Source organism: Pseudomonas guariconensis (assembly GCF_015680235.1).
Taxonomy (GTDB): domain Bacteria; phylum Pseudomonadota; class Gammaproteobacteria; order Pseudomonadales; family Pseudomonadaceae; genus Aquipseudomonas; species Aquipseudomonas guariconensis_A.
Genome location: NZ_JADLJL010000001.1, coordinates 144,184 through 162,415 on the forward strand (window position 1 = coordinate 144,184; position 18,232 = coordinate 162,415).

General features: G+C 63.5%; 16 protein-coding genes. 9 read left to right on the forward strand and 7 right to left on the reverse strand.

What is annotated here, in order from left to right; translation table 11 throughout:
• Nucleotides 1-162 precede the first annotated feature (162 nt).
• The 3 genes from IRZ56_RS00620 (at nt 163) to IRZ56_RS00630 (ending at nt 6,102) form a co-directional block, all read left to right on the forward strand.
• On the forward strand, nt 163-4,749 hold the full coding sequence (locus tag IRZ56_RS00620) for an inverse autotransporter beta domain-containing protein (RefSeq protein ID WP_196143127.1): 4,587 nt from the start codon (nt 163-165) through the stop codon (nt 4,747-4,749).
• A gap of 164 nt (nt 4,750-4,913) precedes the next feature.
• Nucleotides 4,914-5,822: a LysR family transcriptional regulator gene (locus tag IRZ56_RS00625; RefSeq protein ID WP_196143128.1), complete on the forward strand. Its 909-nt coding sequence runs from the start codon at nt 4,914-4,916 to the stop codon at nt 5,820-5,822.
• A gap of 127 nt (nt 5,823-5,949) precedes the next feature.
• Nucleotides 5,950-6,102 (forward strand): DUF3309 family protein, encoded by a 153-nt coding sequence (locus IRZ56_RS00630; RefSeq protein ID WP_196143129.1) that lies wholly within the window; start codon nt 5,950-5,952, stop codon nt 6,100-6,102.
• Between the two features lie 118 nt (nt 6,103-6,220).
• Here IRZ56_RS00630 and IRZ56_RS00635 read toward each other — a convergent pair whose 3' ends face one another.
• Entirely contained in the window at nt 6,221-6,952 is a 732-nt protein-coding gene (locus IRZ56_RS00635; RefSeq protein ID WP_196143130.1) for a hypothetical protein, read from the reverse strand.
• Between the two features lie 184 nt (nt 6,953-7,136).
• On the opposite strand from IRZ56_RS00635, the gene IRZ56_RS00640 reads away from it, so the two are divergent.
• The gene (locus IRZ56_RS00640) at nt 7,137-7,643 is read left to right on the forward strand and encodes a VOC family protein (RefSeq protein ID WP_196143131.1); all 507 of its coding nucleotides are present in this window, start codon (nt 7,137-7,139) and stop codon (nt 7,641-7,643) included.
• A gap of 65 nt (nt 7,644-7,708) precedes the next feature.
• The gene (locus IRZ56_RS00645; protein WP_196143132.1) at nt 7,709-8,464 is read left to right on the forward strand and encodes a glucose 1-dehydrogenase; all 756 of its coding nucleotides are present in this window, start codon (nt 7,709-7,711) and stop codon (nt 8,462-8,464) included.
• A gap of 142 nt (nt 8,465-8,606) precedes the next feature.
• Here the strand turns inward: IRZ56_RS00645 and IRZ56_RS00650 are convergent, their stop codons facing one another.
• Entirely contained in the window at nt 8,607-10,364 is a 1,758-nt protein-coding gene (locus IRZ56_RS00650; RefSeq protein ID WP_196143133.1) for an FAD-dependent oxidoreductase, read from the reverse strand.
• A gap of 169 nt (nt 10,365-10,533) precedes the next feature.
• Here IRZ56_RS00650 and IRZ56_RS00655 point away from each other — a divergent pair, with 169 nt between their 5' ends.
• The gene (locus IRZ56_RS00655) at nt 10,534-11,124 is read left to right on the forward strand and encodes a TetR/AcrR family transcriptional regulator (protein WP_230390294.1); all 591 of its coding nucleotides are present in this window, start codon (nt 10,534-10,536) and stop codon (nt 11,122-11,124) included.
• Nucleotides 11,125-11,128: 4 nt separating this feature from the next.
• On the opposite strand, the gene IRZ56_RS00660 is transcribed toward IRZ56_RS00655, so the two are convergent.
• From IRZ56_RS00660 to IRZ56_RS00670, 3 genes are all read right to left on the reverse strand, one after another.
• Nucleotides 11,129-11,302, reverse strand: a complete 174-nt coding sequence (locus IRZ56_RS00660; RefSeq protein WP_196143134.1) for a hypothetical protein — start codon at nt 11,300-11,302, stop codon at nt 11,129-11,131.
• Between the two features lie 93 nt (nt 11,303-11,395).
• Complete coding sequence (locus IRZ56_RS00665; protein ID WP_196143135.1) at nt 11,396-12,322, reverse strand: alpha/beta hydrolase; 927 nt, start codon at nt 12,320-12,322, stop codon at nt 11,396-11,398.
• A complete protein-coding gene (locus IRZ56_RS00670; RefSeq protein ID WP_196143136.1) occupies nt 12,309-13,139 on the reverse strand; it encodes an SDR family NAD(P)-dependent oxidoreductase in 831 nt (276 codons plus the stop codon). The genes IRZ56_RS00665 and IRZ56_RS00670 overlap by 14 nt, the downstream gene beginning before the upstream one ends.
• A 187-nt stretch (nt 13,140-13,326) precedes the next feature.
• Between IRZ56_RS00670 and IRZ56_RS00675 the strand changes: the two genes are divergently transcribed.
• From IRZ56_RS00675 to nudE, 3 genes are all read left to right on the forward strand, one after another.
• Complete coding sequence (locus tag IRZ56_RS00675) at nt 13,327-14,370, forward strand: Rieske 2Fe-2S domain-containing protein (protein WP_196143137.1); 1,044 nt, start codon at nt 13,327-13,329, stop codon at nt 14,368-14,370.
• A 139-nt stretch (nt 14,371-14,509) separates the two neighbouring features.
• On the forward strand, nt 14,510-15,637 hold the full coding sequence (locus IRZ56_RS00680; RefSeq protein WP_196143138.1) for a helix-turn-helix transcriptional regulator: 1,128 nt from the start codon (nt 14,510-14,512) through the stop codon (nt 15,635-15,637).
• A 94-nt stretch (nt 15,638-15,731) separates the two neighbouring features.
• A complete protein-coding gene (nudE, locus tag IRZ56_RS00685; protein WP_196143139.1) occupies nt 15,732-16,283 on the forward strand; it encodes an ADP compounds hydrolase NudE in 552 nt (183 codons plus the stop codon).
• Between the two features lie 215 nt (nt 16,284-16,498).
• Here the strand turns inward: nudE and nfuA are convergent, their stop codons facing one another.
• Both nfuA and IRZ56_RS00695 read right to left on the reverse strand, forming a co-directional pair.
• Nucleotides 16,499-17,083 (reverse strand): Fe-S biogenesis protein NfuA, encoded by a 585-nt coding sequence (gene nfuA, locus IRZ56_RS00690; RefSeq protein ID WP_196143140.1) that lies wholly within the window; start codon nt 17,081-17,083, stop codon nt 16,499-16,501.
• A gap of 58 nt (nt 17,084-17,141) precedes the next feature.
• Complete coding sequence (locus tag IRZ56_RS00695) at nt 17,142-18,176, reverse strand: acyltransferase family protein (RefSeq protein WP_196143141.1); 1,035 nt, start codon at nt 18,174-18,176, stop codon at nt 17,142-17,144.
• Between the last annotated feature and the right edge of the window lie 56 nt (nt 18,177-18,232).

Below are 18,232 nucleotides of genomic sequence, written 5' to 3' on the forward strand. Positions count from 1 at the left end.
CTATTACGTATGAGCGAGCGGCGCTTTCATGCGCGCAAGACGTTAGGAGCACCTGCCCTCTGCTCCGGGCATCGTGACCGCTGTGCTGCCGTTGCGGTTCTGGAACCAGAGAAGAACCGCATGTGTAAGAAACATCGTTCGAAGCTATCACGTCCGACTCGCTTGCTGGTCTGGACGAATATTGTCGTGCAGGCCGCCTTGCCGCTGGCGATTACTGCCACGCCAAGTCAGGCGGGAGCCGACAGCGAACTGCCACCGCGCCCTGCCCAGGCAGGTGCCATTGCTGCACAGGTCATTACGCCTGGTGAGCCCCGCAAAAATACGAAGTCACCGCAGGCATTGCCGGAGCTCGGCTCCACCGCGAACACACGCCTGTCGTCCGATGAACAGAAAGACGAACAGGCGCGCAAGCTTGCCCAACTGGCCAGCAGCACCGGCAACTTCCTCTCCTCGGATGCCACCAGCGATACCGTGGCATCCATGGCCCGGAGCATGGCGACCAGCGAGGCCAGCGACCAGGCACAACAATGGCTCAGCCAATTCGGTACCGCCCGGGTGCAACTGGATGTGGACGAAACACTGTCCCTGAAGAACTCGCAACTCGATCTGTTACTTCCACTGCACGACCAAGGCAAGCACCTGCTTTTCACCCAGGGCAGCCTTCATCGCACCGATGACCGTAACCAGGCCAACATCGGGTTGGGCATTCGCCGTTTCGATGCTGACTGGATGCTCGGGGCCAACAGCTTCCTGGATTATGACCTGTCTCGCCAGCATGCACGCTTGGGGTTCGGCGTGGAGTACTGGCGTAACTACCTCAAGTTCGGTGCCAACAGCTATCACCGCCTCAGTAGCTGGCGCGACTCGCCGGATGTCGAGGACTACCAGGAGCGGCCGGCCAATGGCTGGGATGTGCGCGCCGAAGGCTGGCTGCCCTCCATGCCGCAACTGGGCGGCAAGTTGACCTTCGAGCAGTATTACGGCGACGAAGTAGCACTGTTCGGCAAGGACAACCGCCAGCACAACCCCCATGCCATCACCGCCGGCCTGACCTACACCCCGATTCCGCTGTTGACCTTCAACGCCGAGCAGCGCCAGGGCAGCGCCGGCGCCAACGACACACAGTTCGGCATGCAGTTGAACTGGCGTATCGGCGAGCCGTGGCGCAAACAGACCGACCCGGACGCGGTAGCTGCGATGCGCACGCTGGCCGGCAGTCGTCATGACCTGGTGGAGCGCAACAACAACATCGTACTTGAGTACCGCAAGAAAGAAGTCATCCGCCTGAATGTGGCGCCCCAGATCACTGGTGCCGGCGGCGAACAGAAATCCTTGCAGGTATCGGTCGACAGCAAGTATGGCGTAGACCGCATAGACTGGAACGCTGCGGCTCTGCTGCAGGCGGGCGGCAAGATCGAGGCGCATGGCAACGGCGATTACCAGATGACCTTGCCTGCCTACCGCGCCGATGCACCCGCACTCAACGTCTATACCGTCCATGGCGTGGCCGTGGACAGACAAGGCAACCGCTCCAACCGCAGTGAAACGCGCGTCATCGTCGATGCACCTGTGGTGGACGCCGGGCGCAGTACCCTGACTCCAGCGAACAGCAGCCTGCCGGCAGACGGCAAGAGCACCCAGGTCCTGACCCTTACCCTGCGCGACACCCAGGACGGTCTGGTGGATGTACCGGTCAGCGAGTTGTCCATGTCGGCCCAAGGCCACACTGGCGAAGGTGCCACGCTGTCGGACCTCACCCGCAAATCGCCGGGCATCTACGAAGCGACCGTGACCGCAGGCACCCTGGCCCAGACCCTCACATTGTCGTCCTCCCACCAGGGCGCCACCCTGGCTTCGGCGAACGTCTCGATCACCTCGGGTGCACCGACCGAAGGCAACTCGACCTTCCTGGCAGAACCCTCCACCCTTGCGGCGAACGATTCCGCCACATCGAAGCTGACATTCCAGGCCCGGGACGAGCACGGCAACCCGGTTACCGGTATCGCCGGCCAGTTGAAGTTCGCCGTGACCAACGAAGGCGCCAATGCTGGCGAGGGTGAGGTGACGGTGTACGGCCTGAGCGAAAGCACCCCGGGCAGCTACACCGCCTTGCTCAAGGGCAGAAAAGCAGCGTCCTGGACGGTGACACCGCAGTACAATGACACGCTCCTGGGGCGCCTCGACCGGCAAGTGACCTTGCTTGCCGGTGATCTGGACGCCGGTGCTTCCGACTTCCAGGCGAACCCGACCACGATCGTGGCGGACAATATCGCCGCCTCCGACTTGACCATCATCGCAGAGGACATTCACGGCAACCCGCTGATCGGCATCGCCGATGAATTGGGCTTCGACATCCAGGACAGCGACGGCAGCCCCCCCGGCACGGATGACATCCAGGTCGACAAGGTGACCGCAAGCGGCGTACCCGGCCACTACACCGCAAAGCTGCGAGGCAAGAAAGCCGGCACCTGGACGGTGACACCGCTGCACAGGAAACTGGCCATCGGCAGCCACGGCAAGCGCGTAACCCTGGTGGCCAGCGCGCTGGATGCGAGCCAGACCCAATTCACCGCCAACCCGAAGTCTATTGCAGCCGACAACAACGGCACAGCCGAACTGACCATCGTTGCCAAGGATACCCATGGCAACCCGGTAACCAACATCGCCAACGAACTGGATTTCAGTGCGATGAACAGCAGCGAAGACCCGGCTGGCACGGACGAGATCACCTTCACCGCGGTCACCGAAAGTGCCACGCCAGGCACCTATACCGCCAAGCTCAAGGGCAGGAAAGCCGATGACTGGACGATAACGCCCCGGCACAATCGTGCTGCGCTTACCAGCCTGAGCGAAACGGTAACGCTGGTGACGGGTGCACTGGATGGACGCGTGTCCGAGTTCCAGGCCAACCCTGGGTCCATCGTGGCCAATGGCACCGAGAAAGCGGCGCTGAAATTCACCGCCAAGGATGCCCAGGGCAACCTGGTATCCGGGCTCGCCGAGCACCTGGATATCGATCTGAAGGCCGATGGTGGCGCCGTGCCCCCTTCGGACAAAGTCGTTGTGTCTTCACTCACGGAAACGGCGAAAGGGATCTACGAGGCGTCCCTGAACGGCACGCTTGCTGGCGACTACACCGTGATGCCCGTCTACAAGGGCACCGCCATGAACGCTCTGGCGAAACCCGTGAAATTGATCGCCGATACCACGCCCGACGAAGGCCAATCAGCCTTCGGTGCACGGCCCACCGAAATACCCGCCAATGGTATGGCTGGCAGTACACTGACCTTCATCGCCAAGGACAAGCATGGCAACCTGATCCCCGGCATCGCCAGCATGTTGGACATCGCGCTCACCGATGATAGCGACGGTACACCCGATCCTAAACGGGTGAGTGTCAGCGCATTGACAGAAACGGCCTCGCCAGGCACCTATGAAGCCAGGCTCCGCGGCACCCTTGCAGGCAGCTACAGTGTCATGCCACGGCATAATGGCAGGGTCATGTCCGGTTTGGCTGAAACGGTGAAGCTCCTGGCCGCCACCACGCCAGATGAAGGGCATTCGGCGTTCACGCTGGACCCAAGCCGTATCCCTGCCGATGGGCGCACCACCAGTGACCTGACGTTCACTGCCAAGGACGCTCACGATAACCCGGTGACCGGGATCGCCAAAGAGCTGGCGTTCGATATCAAGAACGGCAAAGGTGAAGCAGCAGGCACAGACGTGACCGTCGAGGCTGTCAGCGAGACCTCGCCAGGCATTTACACTGCGAAGCTACACGGCAAGAAGATCGATACGTGGATCGTAACCCCCACACACGACAAGCAAACGTTCGACCGCCTGAAACAAACGGTCGAGCTGACAGCGCTGCCACCGGTGGCCGTGAATTCTACGTTCACCGCGAACCCGAAAAAGGTCGATGCCGATGGCACGACACCGATCACACTCACATTCGAAGCGAAGGATGAGCACAACCGGCCTGTCACGGGTCTCGATGGAAAACTGACGTTTGTCGTCAAGGAAGACTCTGAGGGGAATGCGCCGCTTCCAGGCGATGTGACGATCGAGGCGATAATCGAAGAAAGCGGGGGGACTTATACCGCGAAACTCACTGGGACGCTGCCTGATAGCTATACGGTGGTTTCAGTATTCGAAGACAATGAGTTCGGACTGACTGACGAGGTGGCATTCAATCCGACCAACGCGTTTACGGAAGTCATCGCGAACGGGAAATCGTTCGATATAGACGCAGGGTTCCCCAGCGTTGCATTTACAGGCGCTGAATTTGAGCTGGCCCTGAAGGAAACCAATATCGATGACTATGATATTAAAACTCCCCCGTTTGCAGTTTCGGTTACATCAACCAGCACGGGCTTGAAAATAGGGTTTAAAGGGGAAACCTCCAGCGAAACCACCATCACGCTCACCCGAAAACGAGGCAAGGAAACGCTAAGTTATAAATTCAACCCAGCGTTCGTCCACCCCTCCGGAAATACACTTACGCTCGCCAAGGCCGAGGCATCGTGCGTTGACAACGGCATGATACTCCCGACCAGCGGTATAACCAGCGGTGCGGGTGTGCGACAGATTGGCAGCCTGTGGGGGGAGTGGGGCGATTTGACCCACTATGCAGGCACCTTCGAAAGAGGACTATATTGGCGCAGCGGGGTAGATCAAGCCTTTAATCCAGAAACGGGGGCTAGCTCCAGCGACCTGCCAGACACCGAGTTTCACTATATCTGTCAATAGAAATAGCGGACCAGGCCCTACGGCGTTCATGCCGTGGGCCGTGCGCGTAGCGCGCTGCGTTTTACCCCAATCACATTCAGCTTCGCACTGATCATCTGCGTGGCTTATGATTAACAAGCTTTCTATTTACAACTCCAACTATCAGCTTTGTTTATCATAACGCCATGCCCAACCGCCTGCTCACCGACCGCCTCGACTGGAACCTGCTGCGCACGTTTCGGGTGATCGGCCAGGAGCTGTCCATCAGCCGCGCCGCCGCGCGCCTGCACCTCACCCAACCTGCCGTGAGCCAGGCACTCAAGCGCCTCGAGGAGCAGCTCGGGCGCCAGCTCATCGCCCGCCGCGGGCCGCGCTTCGAGCTCACCGAGATGGGCGAGCAACTGTTCCAGTTGGCCGGCGAGGTGTACGGCCAGATGGCACAGATCGGCAGCCTGTTGGAACGACCTGCCACCGAGTTGGTGGGCAAGGTGCGCCTACTGATGGTCAGTCGCGTGGTCGATGCCCGCTTCGACGAATGCCTCGCTGGCTTCCACCGCCAATACCCACGGGTGGAATTCGAGATCGAGGTGATGCGCAGTGCCGATATCGTCGCCGCGCTGCAGGAGAAGACCGCCACCGCCGGCCTGAGCCTCAACCGCCGCCCTCAGCCACGTCTGGAACAGCGGTTGTTCCATCGCCAGCGCTACGCTTTCTTCTGCGGCAAGCACCACCGCCTGTTCGGCCAGCTGGAGGGCGACCTGCAGCAGGAAAGCTTCGTCAGCTTCAGCAGCGACCAGATCGGCGGCATGCTTTCGCCGCTGACTATTTTCCGCGACCAGCAGGGCTTCGCCGGGCGCATCGTCGCCTCCTCGCCGAGCCTTGAAGAAGTCCGCCGCCTGGTGATCGCCGGGTTCGGCATCGGTTGCCTGCCCGAACATGTGGTGGCACCGGATGTGGAGGCCGGGCTGTTGTGGAAGCTGCCGCCCTTGGAAGGGATCGCCGATGTCGATATCCACTTGCTGTGGAACCGTGATCAACGCATGAGCCTGGCCGAAGAGGCGTTCATCGAGGCGTTGCAGGGGTGTCTGGGGTAACGGGGTCGCAGACTGCCGGGCCGACCGGCACGATCGAATGGAATCTTTGGGCCAGGCCAAGAGTCGAGATTAGCAAGAGGCCAGCATTGCCGAGCCCCTTTTCCTCGACTGACGCAAGGACTCAACCATGACCACGATCCTCATCATCATTCTGATCCTGCTGCTGATTGGTGGCTTGCCAGTGTTCCCCCACTCCCGCTCATGGGGCTATGGCCCCTCCGGCATCGTCGGTGTGGTGCTGGTCGTGCTGCTGGTGCTGTTGTTGATCGGCTACATATGAGTTGGTCAAGCAATTGGGGCCGCTACGCACCCCATCGCGGGCAAGCCCGCTCCCACACCTGAGGAGCGGGCTTGCCCCGCGATGGGGTGCATGGCAGCCCCATTGAATCAATCGGCGTTCAAGGATGCGCGAGTCTGCGCCGCTGCCGCAGGCATACATAGCCCAACCCCAGCACTGCGATCGCTAACGCCGTCAGCAGCCCCACGATCTCCCGGCTGTACCGGCCCATCCAGGCGGGGAAACCGACCAGCTCGCGGTAGACCTGCACATCAGCCGCTCCACCCGCATGCCGGATGCTGATCCCGCCCTGACGGATCAGTGAATAGTCCGAGTCGAAATAGACCCACACCTTGCACGTCCCTTCCCGCCCGATCCCGCCGATCTCGACGGTGCCGGTGGGGGCCTGGACGATGGTGTCGTTGCCCGCCTCGTCACGAATCTGCACCAACCCCTTGGCTGGCAGGCGGATGTGCACGTCCTTTAGCGGTGCCTGGCCCTTGTTGCGCAGCTCGATGAGCAACCCGGTGCGATGGTCCACAAGCCCTGCCTCGAAAGGTTTGGCGAACAGCTGCAGGTAGGGTGCCTGGGCCAGATCGACCAGCCTGTCGACCTGCTGGTGACTGAGCGCCCCCTTGCCGATAGCGCTGACCTGCTCGTGCAGGCGCTCGTACTTGAGCAGGTCATTGGTGGTGCTGATGCGTTCGCTGAACTGGCTCGGGTAAGTCAGGTACGCGTAGGTCAGGCGAGCCTCGAGTCCGCTGTCGTCCTTGAGCAGCGTATACAGCGCTGCGACGGAGGTCGCGACCACCAGCACACCCACGAGGGCTTTCCCGACTTTTTCCCAGCTCACCTTGGCGGTTCCTTCTTTCGCTGTAGGGGGCGATATGAAATGGCCGGCAAAGGGTGCCAAGAACCACCGGTTGTAGCAAGCGCAAGGGCCTTCTGATGCACCGAACCACAATGACACACTTATGTTTTTTTGTGCCATTATAGGCCGCACAAGAATAAATACGTGCCATAGCGAGGCCTGCGCCATGCAAGACAGCTCCCCAAACGCCTTCGACCAGATCGGTTTCGTCGTCGACAACCTCGACCAGAGCATCCAGCACTGGCTGCAACACATGGGTGTCGGGCCCTGGACCCTGTTTCGCGATATCGAACTGCAGGGCCACTACCGCGAGCAACCGGTCCAGGTGCGAATGCACGTAGCCCTGGCCTACCGCGGCGACCTGCAGATCGAGCTGATCCAGCCCCTTGGCGACGGCCCTTCCCCCTACCGCGATGCCCGGGGCATGCACCACATGGCCTGGGTGGTCAGCGAACTGGACAGCGCCGTTGCCGGCTTGTGCCAACGCGGCTTGCAGCCGGTGTTCCAAGCCGGCAATGCAGCCACCCGCGTGTGCTACCTGGAAAACCCCGCCGAACCAGGCGTGCTGTTCGAAGTCATCGAAGGCGCCGGCCTGCGCCAGATGATCGACCACGGCATCGCCCAGGCACGCGACTGGGATGGCGAACAGCCGATCCGGGTCGTCGCCGCCTGAGCATTTATCCAATGCCCGCGGCATACCGCCCGGGCTATTTCAAGGCAGTAGAGAGGAGCTATACGATGAGTCGATTGGCAGGCAAGGTCGCGCTGATCACCGGTGCTGCGCGCGGCCAGGGTGCAGAGGAAGCACGGCGGTTCGTTGCCGAAGGCGCGAAGGTGATGATCGCCGATGTGCTGGAACCCGAAGGCCAGGCGTTGGCCGCCGAGCTGGGCGAAGCCGCGTGTTTCCAGCCTCTTGATGTGACCTGCGCCGAACAGTGGCAGGCTGCGGTCGAGGTGATCCAGGCCCGGTTCGGCAAGCTGGATGTGCTGGTCAACAACGCCGCGATCCTGCGCATGGCGCCGCTGGAGCATTGTTCGCTGGAGGATTACCGGCGGGTGATCGAGGTCAACCAGGTCGGCTGCTGGCTGGGCATGAAGTCGGTGCTGGCGGCCATGCGCCAGGCGGGCGGCGGCTCGATCGTCAATGTGTCGTCGACCGCCGGCATGGAGGGCGTGGCGTATGGCACGGCCTATTCGGCAAGCAAGTTCGCCGTGCGTGGCATGACCAAGTCGGCAGCGCTGGAGCTCGGTGCCAGCGGGATCCGCGTCAATTCGGTGCACCCGGGAGGGATCGATACGGCGATGGCGCGACCGCCGGAAATGGCCGACTTCGACCCGGCGCAGGTCTACAAGGGCTTGCCCATCCCGCGTATCGGCCAGCCGGCGGAAGTGGCCAATCTGGTGCTGTTCCTGGCCAGCGACGAGTCCAGCTATTGCACGGGCTCGGAGTTCATCATCGACGGCGGCATGCTGGCGGGGACCGCGTTCGGTTGAGGCGCAGGGGGCCCGCTGCCCCCCATCACGGTGGCCTTGATCGCAGGACAAGCCTGCTCCCACAGCCGCGCGGTGCTTGTGGGAACGGGCTTGCCCCGCGATTGGGTCGGCCCTGCCTATGGCAAGAACCGACCCAGCAGCGTCAATGGGTGGCGCCCTCAGCCACTCTTTCGGGCTGTTCGATGGGCACCTGGCGCGCCAGGTGGTTCGCCGCGATATAGCCGAAGGTCATCGCCGGGCCGATGGTCGAACCTGGGCCCGGGTAGGTCTTGCCCATCAATGCCGCACTGGTGTTGCCGATGGCGTACAGGCCCTCGATCACCGAGCCGTCAGGGCGCAATACACGGGCATCGGCATCGGTGCACAGGCCGCCCTTGGTGCCCAGCTCACCGGCATCGATACGCAGCGCATAGTAAGGCGCCCGCTCCAGCGGCCCCAGGCAAGGGTTGGGTCGGCAGTTGCTGTCACCGTAGTAACGGTCGAACAGGCTGGCGCCTTTGCCGAAGTCCTCGTCGACACCCTGGGCGGCCTGTTGATTGAGGCGGCGCACACTCTGCTCCAACCCTGCTGCATCCACCCCGATCTTGCCCGCTAATGCCGCCAGGCTGTCGGCGCGGTAGATCACCTTGTCCAGCCAGCCTTCGGGAATCTTGCTGTCCGGCTGCACCGAGCCTGGCAACAGCACACCGCAGGGGTAGCGCTTGCGGTATTCGGCATCGAAGATCAGCCATGCCGGCACGTTGGCACCGCTGCGCTGCTGGTCGGCGTACATCGCGTAGATGATGTCCGGATAAGGGGCGGCCTCGTTGACGAAACGCTGGCCGTTACCGTTGACCATGATGCAGCGGGGAAATGCCCGCTCGACGAACAGCGCACGCTGCTTCTCCTCGCCCGGCACGTGCACGGTAGGTGCGCCCCAGGTGTGGCTCATCAAGGCCACCCCGGCGCCCTGCTCCAGGCCCACCCGGATCCCATCGCCATTGTTGATCGGCGGTGCGGCGGTCCACTGGGCACGGGTCGGGCTGGGCAGGTACTGCTCACGCATGAGCTGGTTGGCCTCGAAACCGCCACACCCCAGGATGACGCCGAATGCGGCACGCACGTTCAACGGCCGGCCCTGGCGTTCGACCAGCACGCCACTGACCTTGCCGTCATGGCTATGCAGGGCGCGCATCGGTGCCTGCAACCACAGCTCGATGCCCCGCGCCAGCATCGCCGCGCGCAGGCTGGCGACCAACGCATTGCCCAAGGTCAGGCGTCGATCCCGGGGCGTGCGCCGGCGCCAACGCAGGTCGGCCATGTAGCCAAGGCCCAGGCGCGCGGTGAGCCAGAGCCAGCCAGGCTCCTTGGCCAAGATGGTATGGGCCTCCACCTGGGTCATGGCAATGCGCCCGGCGATCAGTGTCGCAGGCGACGGCGCACGCAGGCGCTGGAACTCCTCGCCCAGGCGCGCCGCATCGAAGCTGGCCGGTTCCATGGTGCGATAGCCAGGCTTGCCGCCCTCGCGCTCGGGGTAGTAGTCAGGGTAGCGCGGCACTGCACGGAAGTAGGTCTGGGCCTGCGCGGCCAGGTAGCCGACCATCCTGGGCCCCTGCTCCAGGTAGGCATCCATGCGCGCCGGGTCGTACTCCTCACCTACGGTCGCGCGCAGGTAGGCCTGGGCCTCTTCCCGTGAATCGCTGCCGCCGAGCCCTTCGATCTGATCGTTGCACGGGATCCAGATACCGCCGCCGGAAATCGCCGTGGTGCCCCCATATTCGGCCGCCTTTTCCACCATCAGGACCGACAGGCCCTGGTCATGGGCCCGTAGCGCCGCGGTCATGGCTCCGGCCCCGGAGCCGACCACGACCACGTCGTACACGGCATCCCAGTGCACGGCATGGGTATTGTCATTGTTCATCGATGCACCTCCCCCGTTGGCGGCCATAGGGCCGCATGGCATTCCATGGAAAATCACTATGTCACATATTTTATATTTTGAGTCATTGCGTGTCACAAAAATTTGCAGCCGTGCCATTTGCTGCGACAATCGCGGTCGCTCGAGAACAAACGAATGAAGGTGTGTCGCCATGACCCGACAACTGCGCTGGGGTGACGCCAGCCGAATGGACAGCGCCGAGCAAGGGCGCCAGCAAATCCTGGAATGCGCACTGGCCGCGATGATCGAACTGGGCCCGGACGGTTTCGCCATCGATGACGTGGCCCGCCGCGCCAATATTTCCCGGCGCACGCTGTACCGTTACTTCGCAACCAAGAACGAGCTGGTCCAGGCGGTGATCAGCAGCGAGAACGCCGCTTTCTTCAGCGCCATGCAGGAGCAATTGAGCGCTTTCGAAGACGACTTCGAGCGCTACCTGGAGGAATGCCTGTGCTTCGCCGTGCGCTACCGCGACCAGCATCGGGGTGGTTTTCACCAGGGCTACCTGGCCAAGGCGGCCAGCCCTGAGGTGTTCGCTTACATCCTCGAGGACATCGCGCCGCTATGGCAGCAGGTGCTGGCCGGCCCGTTCGAGGCCTGTGCCGCCCGCCATGGCGGTGCTGCCAACCTGGCCGACTGTATTGCCTTGGTCAGCCGGCTATGCCTGGCCTATTGCCTGGTGCCCGCCGATGAGGTGCAGATCCGCAAGCAGGTACGCCTGTTGCGCCACCTGGGCGCCTGACCGCTCAGGGCAACAGGCGCATCGCGCTGGGCACCGGCATGTAGCAAGGCTGGTAGTTGGGCTGACAGTAATAGGCCAGGCTCAATGGCATGGGCAGGGGGCGTGTCAACGCGGCCACATAGGCAGCAGCGAAGGCACACACGATCAGGGTCAGGCAAAATCTTGTTGTTGTTTTCATGACCATTCCTCTACACAGGAGGGGGATGTATGAAGCCAGACTAGAATTGCCGCGCACCGCCCGCCTCGTCCAAACGGACGAGGCAAGCAACGCTCAGCACAGTGCCCGGCGGATATCGGCGCAGGCGCCCTGCAGGGCGCGGGCCGCCGCCTCGACGAACGGTGCCATGCTGACGAACCCATGCACCATGCCTTCGCAACGCGCCAGGCGCACCGCAACACCCGCGGCCTGCAAGCGTTCGGCGAAGGCTTCGCCTTCATCGCGCAGGGGATCGTACTCGGCGGTCAGCAAGGTGGTGGGCGGCAACCCTTGCAGGCGTTCGTCACGCAGGGGCGAAGCCAGGGGGTCGTCCCCCTGCCCCGCGTGCTCCAGGTATTGCGCCCAGAACCAGCCCATCATGGCCCGGGACAACAGGTAGCCTTCGGCGAAGTCGGCATAAGAAGCGCTGTCGCAGGCGGCGTCCGTGACCGGGTAGAACAGGCATTGGTGACGAATGGCCGGCCCCTGCCGCTCACGGGCGAGGCGGCTGACCGCGATGGCCAGGTTGCCCCCGGCGCTGTCACCGGCGACGGCCACGCGGCTGCCGTCCACGCCAAGGGCCTGGGCATGCTCCACCAGCCAGCGGGTCGCCGCGTAGCAGTCCTCGGGAGCCGCCGGGAAGCGTGCCTCCGGCGCCAGGCGGTAGGCCACCGACACCACCACCGCGCTGGTTTCCAGGGCCAGGGTGCGGCACAGGTTGTCGTGGGTGTCCAGGTTACCGATGACGAAGCCCCCTCCATGGAAAAACACCAACAGCGGCAAAGCATCCCGCGCCACCGGGCGATACAGGCGCGCTGCCAGCGCGCCTGCAGCACCTGCGACCTGCAGCTCGCGGACCTCCGCCATGTCAGCGCCCGGCAACGGTGGCATCAGGTTGTCGGCATGCAGGCGGTACTGGCGAGCATCGAGGGTGGCATAGTCGGGCTCGCCCTGGGCAGTGAAGCCCTGCAATACGGCGGCAAGCTGGCTATCGAGCGGCATGGGTCTCTCCTTGTACGTCGAGCATGGCAAAGCGTGGGTTGGTTTCTTCGAGGATGCTACGCAGGCGCAGCTCCAGGGCGGGTTTGAAGTCTTTGTGCGGGAGGATCCAGAAACGCTGCTGGGCGATTGCCTCGAACACCAGGGCGGCTAGTTCGCGCGGGGCCATGCCGGCGCGGATGCTGGAATCGAGCATGGCGTTCAGCGACGCCGCCGCGCCCTCGCCTGCCGAATCCGAGGCCATGATGGCACTGGCCACCGGTCCCGGACACAGCACCGAGACCGACACCGATGCCCCCACTTGCAACAGCTCGTAGTGCAGGGTCTCGGACAATGCCACCACCGCTTGCTTGGTCACGTTGTACGGGCCGAGCATCGGGCTGCTGATCAAGCCGGCCAGCGAAGCGGTGTTGACCACATGGGCCGGGCGCCCTTGCGCCAACAACAACGGCACGAAGCAGCGCACACCGTTGATCACCCCGCGCAGGTTGATGTCGAGCATGCGCTGCCACTGTGCAGCATCGATCTCCCAGCTGTAGCCGGTCTGCATCACGCCAGCGTTGTTGAACAGCAGATCGACCCCGCCGAAGCGCGCCACCGCCGCGTCGCGCAACTGCGCGACCTGTTCGACGTCGCCCACGTCGGTGACGCAGGCCAGCACATCGGCCCCCTGCCCCTGCAGCGATGCGGCCAGGGCCACGAGGCTGCGCTCATCGACATCCGCCAGCACCAGGCGCAGGCCCAGCTGCGCCGCATGCTCGGCAAGGCCCCGGCCAATACCGCTGGCCGCGCCGGTGATCACTGCTACCTGTCCCGCCATCTTGTTCTCCTGCCCGTGGCTGATGGCTGCCAGTAGATCGGCCCGGCTGACGCCGGCCATCGTCCGTTCAGACGATGACCGCTGCGTCACGGGCGGCAGAATCGCCTTGGTACAGCCAGACCTGTCGCCAGTGCCCGCAATGGTGCGAAACCGTCGGCGGCCCCAATACAGCACGGAGAACAACAAGATGAGCACGCTGCACCGTATCGAAGCCAAATTGCTGGAAGACCGCTACGCGCGCGGTTGGCACTGCCTGGGCCTGGCCGCCCAGTACCGCGATGGCAAGGCCCATCGCCTGGATGTGTTCGGCACCCGCCTGGTGGCCTTCCAGGGCGAGGACGGCCAGCTGAACATCCTCGACGGCTACTGCCCGCACATGGGCGCCGACCTGAGTACCGGCTGCATCGAAGGCAACGCCATCCGCTGCCCCTTCCACAGCTGGCGCTGGAACGCCGACGGCGTATGCGACGATATTCCCTACGCCAAGCGCATTCCGCCGCGGGCCAAAATCAAGCGCTGGCCGATCATGGAGCAGAACCACCTGCTGTTCGTCTGGAACGACCCGCAAGGCAACCCGCCGATCGCCGAACAGGCCATCCCGCGCATCGACGCCTGCTACGACGAAGCCTGGGCGCACTGGGAAATTGCCGAGCTGAAGATCGATACCAACTGCCGCGAGCTGATCGACAATGTTGCCGACATGGCGCACTTCGGCACCGTGCATGGCGCGCCGGTCGATGAGTTCAGCAACGTCTTCGAGGGCCACACCGCCTCCCAGATCATGCGGGCGCGCAGTGAACGGCTGTCCGGCGACAGCGAGCTGAACACCGTGGCCACCTACTACGGCCCGGCCTACCAGATCACCGAGATGACCGGCGCCATGGGCGGCCAGCCGATCCACTCGATCTTGCTCAACTGCCACGTGCCGATTGACCTGGACAGCTTCACCCTGCGCTATGGCGTGCTGGTGAAGAAGATCCCGGGGCTGAGCGAGGAAGAAAACCAGGCCATCGCCAAGGCTTATGTGCAACAGGCCCAGGAGGCGTTCTACGAGGACGTGGCCATCTGGCACACCAAGACCCGCGTAGACAACCCGCTGCTGTGCGATGGCGACGGCCCGGTGTATCAGCTGCGCCGCTGGTACGAGCAGTTCTATACCGATGTCGAGCTGCTGGCCGATGATACCCGTGACAGCAAGCAGTTCGTCGTACGCAGCGGCGAACGCGCTTGACAGCGACACCCCTGGCACAGCCCGGCACGGTCTGCTTCGACCGTTGGCCGGGCCTTGCAACATGACATTGCGCGCGGACAAGGACGCCGTTTATGCTCGCCGACGCCAATGCTAATAACAAGAAAATCGGTACCCACCCATGCAGAGTCTCACGCTCGAAGACTTCAGCGAGCTGGTCGGCCAGCTCTACCAGGGCCCCTTGGAGAATATCCCCTGGGTGACCTTCCTCACGCAGCTCAACAGCCTTCTGCACAGCAAGCACGTAACGTTCATCCTGCGCCCGCCCAGCAGCCAGGTCGATGGCCTGATGGTCAGCACCAACGGCACATCCACGGAAGCCACCACCTCCTACAATAAGCATTTCTACGCCCTGGACCCATTCGTGGGCCTGCCCAACCGCGAGGTGGTCGCCCTGGCCGACTACCTGCCGGAGGCCGAGCTCAAGCAGTCGGAGTTCTTCCGCAACTTCCTGGAGCCAGTGGACGTGTTCCATATCCTGGGCGTGGACATCAACACCAGCGACGGCGCCCAGTGCCGCCTGCGCATCAGCCGTGGGCGCGACGACCCGGCCTTCGTCGACACCGAAAAACACCTGTTGGCGCGCTTCACCCCGCACCTGGAACGCTCGGTCAAGGTGCACATGCAGCTCAACCGCATCGAGACCGAACGCAACCTGTATGCCGGTGCCGTCGACCAGATGGCCGTGGGCACCATCATCCTCGACGAGACCGGTAAGGTCCTGCAGACCAACCAGGTGGCCGAACGGTTGCTACAGGAGAAGGACGGCATCAAGCAGGTCAATGACGGCCTGCAAGTCGGCAGCGCCCGCGACACCCAGGAATTCCGCCGCCTGGTGCGCCAGGCCATGGTCTCGCAGAAGGGCAACCAGGCCTCAGTGGTCGAGGCCATGCGCGTCAAGCGCCCGTCCGGGCGCGCCGACTTGGGCATCATCGTGCGCTCGGTGCCCCTGGCGGCGTGGAGCGAAGGCAAGCAGTGCCCAACGGTGGTGATCTTCATCAGCGACCCGGAGCAGCAGTCCACGGCGCCTCAGGAAATCGTCCGCGCACTGTTCGACTTCACCCCTGCCGAAACCCAGCTGGCCATGCTGTTGGCCAACGGCCTGACCCTGGACGAAGCCTCGGAGGAGCTGGGCATCAGCCGCAATACCTCGCGGGCGCACCTGCGCTCGACCTTCTCCAAGACCGGCGTCACCCGCCAGACCATGCTCGTGCGGTTGATCCTGCGCAGCGTCGCTACCCTCGGCTGACATGGCCTGGCCGCCATCGTCCGCTCGGACGATGGCAGGTACCGGCAGGCGGCGCACAGTAGCGCTGACGCCTACCGCTTGCAGAGGCCCCGCCATGCGCCAGAGCCCTACCATCCTCAAGACCGAACTGCTGGCCGAAAGCAGCCACTTCCAGATCGAAGCCCTGCACTTGCAATTCAGCAATGGGCAGCGACGGGTGTACGAGCGCTTGCGCGGCACCGGTTATCGCTCGGTGCTGCTGGTGGCCATGCCTGACCCTGCGCATGTGCTGATGGTTCGCGAATACGCCGTGGGCGTCGAAGGGACTATCCTCGGCCTGCCCAAGGGCGGAGCCGACACCGGGGAAAGCTACCTGGAGGCGGCGCAGCGGGAACTGGGGGAAGAGGTGGGCCTGCGTGCCGCCCGCCTGACCGAGCTGGGTGAGCTGACCTTGGCGCCCGGGCATTTGTGCCACCGCTGCCGGGTGGTGCTGGCCGAGCAGCTCAGCCCCTGCAACAACGACGGTGGTGACGAGCCCGAGCCACTGGAGTGTGTGACGGTACCCTTGGCTGAGGTGCCGGCCCTGGTAGCCCGCGGTGAACTGCACGAAGCCCGGGCCATCGCCGCTCTGTTCATGGCCATGGGCGCGCTGGCGCAACGTGCTTGATATCGGCGCCAACCCCATCGCGGGACAAGCCCGCCCCCACAGAGGGGCGGCGCTAGCCGCTTGTTCTCTGCGCGACAGCACAGCCCGAAGTGCTGGGTAATCTCCTACAAGATCGGAGCCCCGTCCGGCCCAGGCGCGAAGCCGCTTCTGCAGGAGCGGCCTTGTGCCGCGAAAGGGCTGCACAGCAGCCCCAGGATGTTGACCTGCGAACAGGATCAGTAGTACGCGTTTTCCTTGTTGCTGTGGTCGGTCACGTCGCGCACGCCCTTGAGCTCCGGGATGCGCTCGAGCAAGGTGCGCTCGATACCGTCCTTGAGGGTAACGTCAGCCTGGCCGCAGCCCTGGCAACCGCCACCGAACTGCAGCACGGCGATGCCGTCGTCGACCACATCCACCAGGCTCACAGCGCCGCCGTGGCTGGCCAGGCCCGGGTTGATCTCGGTCTGCAGGTAATAATTGATGCGCTCGTTGAGCGGGCTGTCGTCATTGACCATCGGCACCTTGGCGTTCGGCGCCTTGATGGTCAGCTGGCCACCCATGCGGTCGGTGGCGTAGTCGACCAGCGCGTCCTCGAGAAACGGCTCGCTGACCGCGTCGATGTAGGCGGTGAAGCTCTTCAGGCCGACGGCGGTGTCGTCGGGCTTCTCTTCGCCCGGCTTGCAGTAGGCGATACAGGTTTCGGCGTACTGGGTACCCGGCTGGGTGATGAAAATACGAATGCCGATACCCGGAGTGTTCTGCTTGGAGAGCAGATCGGCCAGGTAATCATGGGCGGCGTCGGTAATGGTTATAGCGCTCATGGAAGTTCCTCACAGACTTGCGGCCAAGTGTACGCCAACCTGGCCTTCGAACAAAGTCCTAGTATTTGACTCGGGAAAGCGCAAACGCCTGCCGCTGGTCCCCGCGTGCCTGCAGCCAAGCCTGCAGGCGACGGTGCAGACCACGCTCGAGCCACTGGTAGCTGAGCCACGACATAAGGCCAATGGACAGCACGCAGACGGCGAACACGCCGTAGGGGTCCAGGTTCAGGCGTTGGCTGGCGAACCAGCCGCCGTAGAGCACCAGCACATGCATCAGATACACCGAATAGGAGCAGTCGCCCAAGGCCTTGAGCGCCCGGTTGCCATGGAAATACGGCTCGAGCGCGACGAAGGCCAGCACCACCAGCGCACTAGGCAGGCCCCAATGAAGCAGGCGCACCGAGGCATCCAGGTGGTAGAGGGCGAAGCCGGCCAGGCCCAGCACCACCAGCGGCAGCCACAACCCTTCGCGTACCAGGCCCCGGCGATACAGCACGCCAATGCCGATGCCCAGTAGGAATTCATAGATGATGCCGTTGTTGTAGAAGCGGCTGAGCACCCCGACCCGCCCCAGCACTTCGCTGACCAGCAACAGCGCACCGGTCACCAGCAGCAAGTGGTGGCGCCGACGCACCAGGAAGGCCAGGCCGAACAGCAGATAGAAGAACATTTCGAAGTTCAGCGTCCAGCCGACGTTGAGGGTCGGGTACAAGCCGTAGCCACCGGGGTTCTCCGCCGGAATGAACAGCAGCGACAACACCAGGTGCTGCCAGTCGAACACCTGGTGCGGCATCCAGCGGCTGGCCACCAGCATCAGCGCGCCCATGAGCAGGGTGTAGAACCAGTAGGCTGGTACGATGCGCAACACCCGGTTCAGCAGAAACTGCCCGGGCGCCATAGGTTTGTCGCGGGTCGAAAGATAGATCACCAGGCCACTGATGACGAAGAAGATGTCCACGCCAACGGCGCCGCGTTCGGCAAGCAGTTGGCCGACAGGGCCAGTGGCATGGAAGTCGAAGAAAATCTGCATGAAGTGGTGGCACACAACCACCCAGGCGGCGAACGCCCGGAGAGCCTGAAGCGAATACAGCATGTCGGTTCCTGCGGTCCTGGTGCATTGAGGTTCTGGCGCATGCTCGCTCGATCGCG

Excerpts from the sequence above, each read along its gene's own strand:
- IRZ56_RS00625 (WP_196143128.1), top strand. The coding sequence starts at position 4,914 with ATGCCCAACCGCCTGCTCACCGACCGCCTCGACTGGAACCTGCTGCGC.
- IRZ56_RS00630 (WP_196143129.1), top strand. The coding sequence starts at position 5,950 with ATGACCACGATCCTCATCATCATTCTGATCCTGCTGCTGATTGGTGGC.
- IRZ56_RS00640 (WP_196143131.1), top strand. The coding sequence starts at position 7,137 with ATGCAAGACAGCTCCCCAAACGCCTTCGACCAGATCGGTTTCGTCGTC.
- IRZ56_RS00645 (WP_196143132.1), top strand. The coding sequence starts at position 7,709 with ATGAGTCGATTGGCAGGCAAGGTCGCGCTGATCACCGGTGCTGCGCGC.
- IRZ56_RS00650 (WP_196143133.1), bottom strand. The coding sequence starts at position 10,364 with ATGAACAATGACAATACCCATGCCGTGCACTGGGATGCCGTGTACGAC.
- IRZ56_RS00655 (WP_230390294.1), top strand. The coding sequence starts at position 10,534 with ATGACCCGACAACTGCGCTGGGGTGACGCCAGCCGAATGGACAGCGCC.
- IRZ56_RS00660 (WP_196143134.1), bottom strand. The coding sequence starts at position 11,302 with ATGAAAACAACAACAAGATTTTGCCTGACCCTGATCGTGTGTGCCTTC.
- IRZ56_RS00665 (WP_196143135.1), bottom strand. The coding sequence starts at position 12,322 with ATGCCGCTCGATAGCCAGCTTGCCGCCGTATTGCAGGGCTTCACTGCC.
- IRZ56_RS00670 (WP_196143136.1), bottom strand. The coding sequence starts at position 13,139 with ATGGCGGGACAGGTAGCAGTGATCACCGGCGCGGCCAGCGGTATTGGC.
- IRZ56_RS00675 (WP_196143137.1), top strand. The coding sequence starts at position 13,327 with ATGAGCACGCTGCACCGTATCGAAGCCAAATTGCTGGAAGACCGCTAC.
- IRZ56_RS00680 (WP_196143138.1), top strand. The coding sequence starts at position 14,510 with ATGCAGAGTCTCACGCTCGAAGACTTCAGCGAGCTGGTCGGCCAGCTC.
- nudE (WP_196143139.1), top strand. The coding sequence starts at position 15,732 with ATGCGCCAGAGCCCTACCATCCTCAAGACCGAACTGCTGGCCGAAAGC.
- nfuA (WP_196143140.1), bottom strand. The coding sequence starts at position 17,083 with ATGAGCGCTATAACCATTACCGACGCCGCCCATGATTACCTGGCCGAT.
- IRZ56_RS00695 (WP_196143141.1), bottom strand. The coding sequence starts at position 18,176 with ATGCTGTATTCGCTTCAGGCTCTCCGGGCGTTCGCCGCCTGGGTGGTT.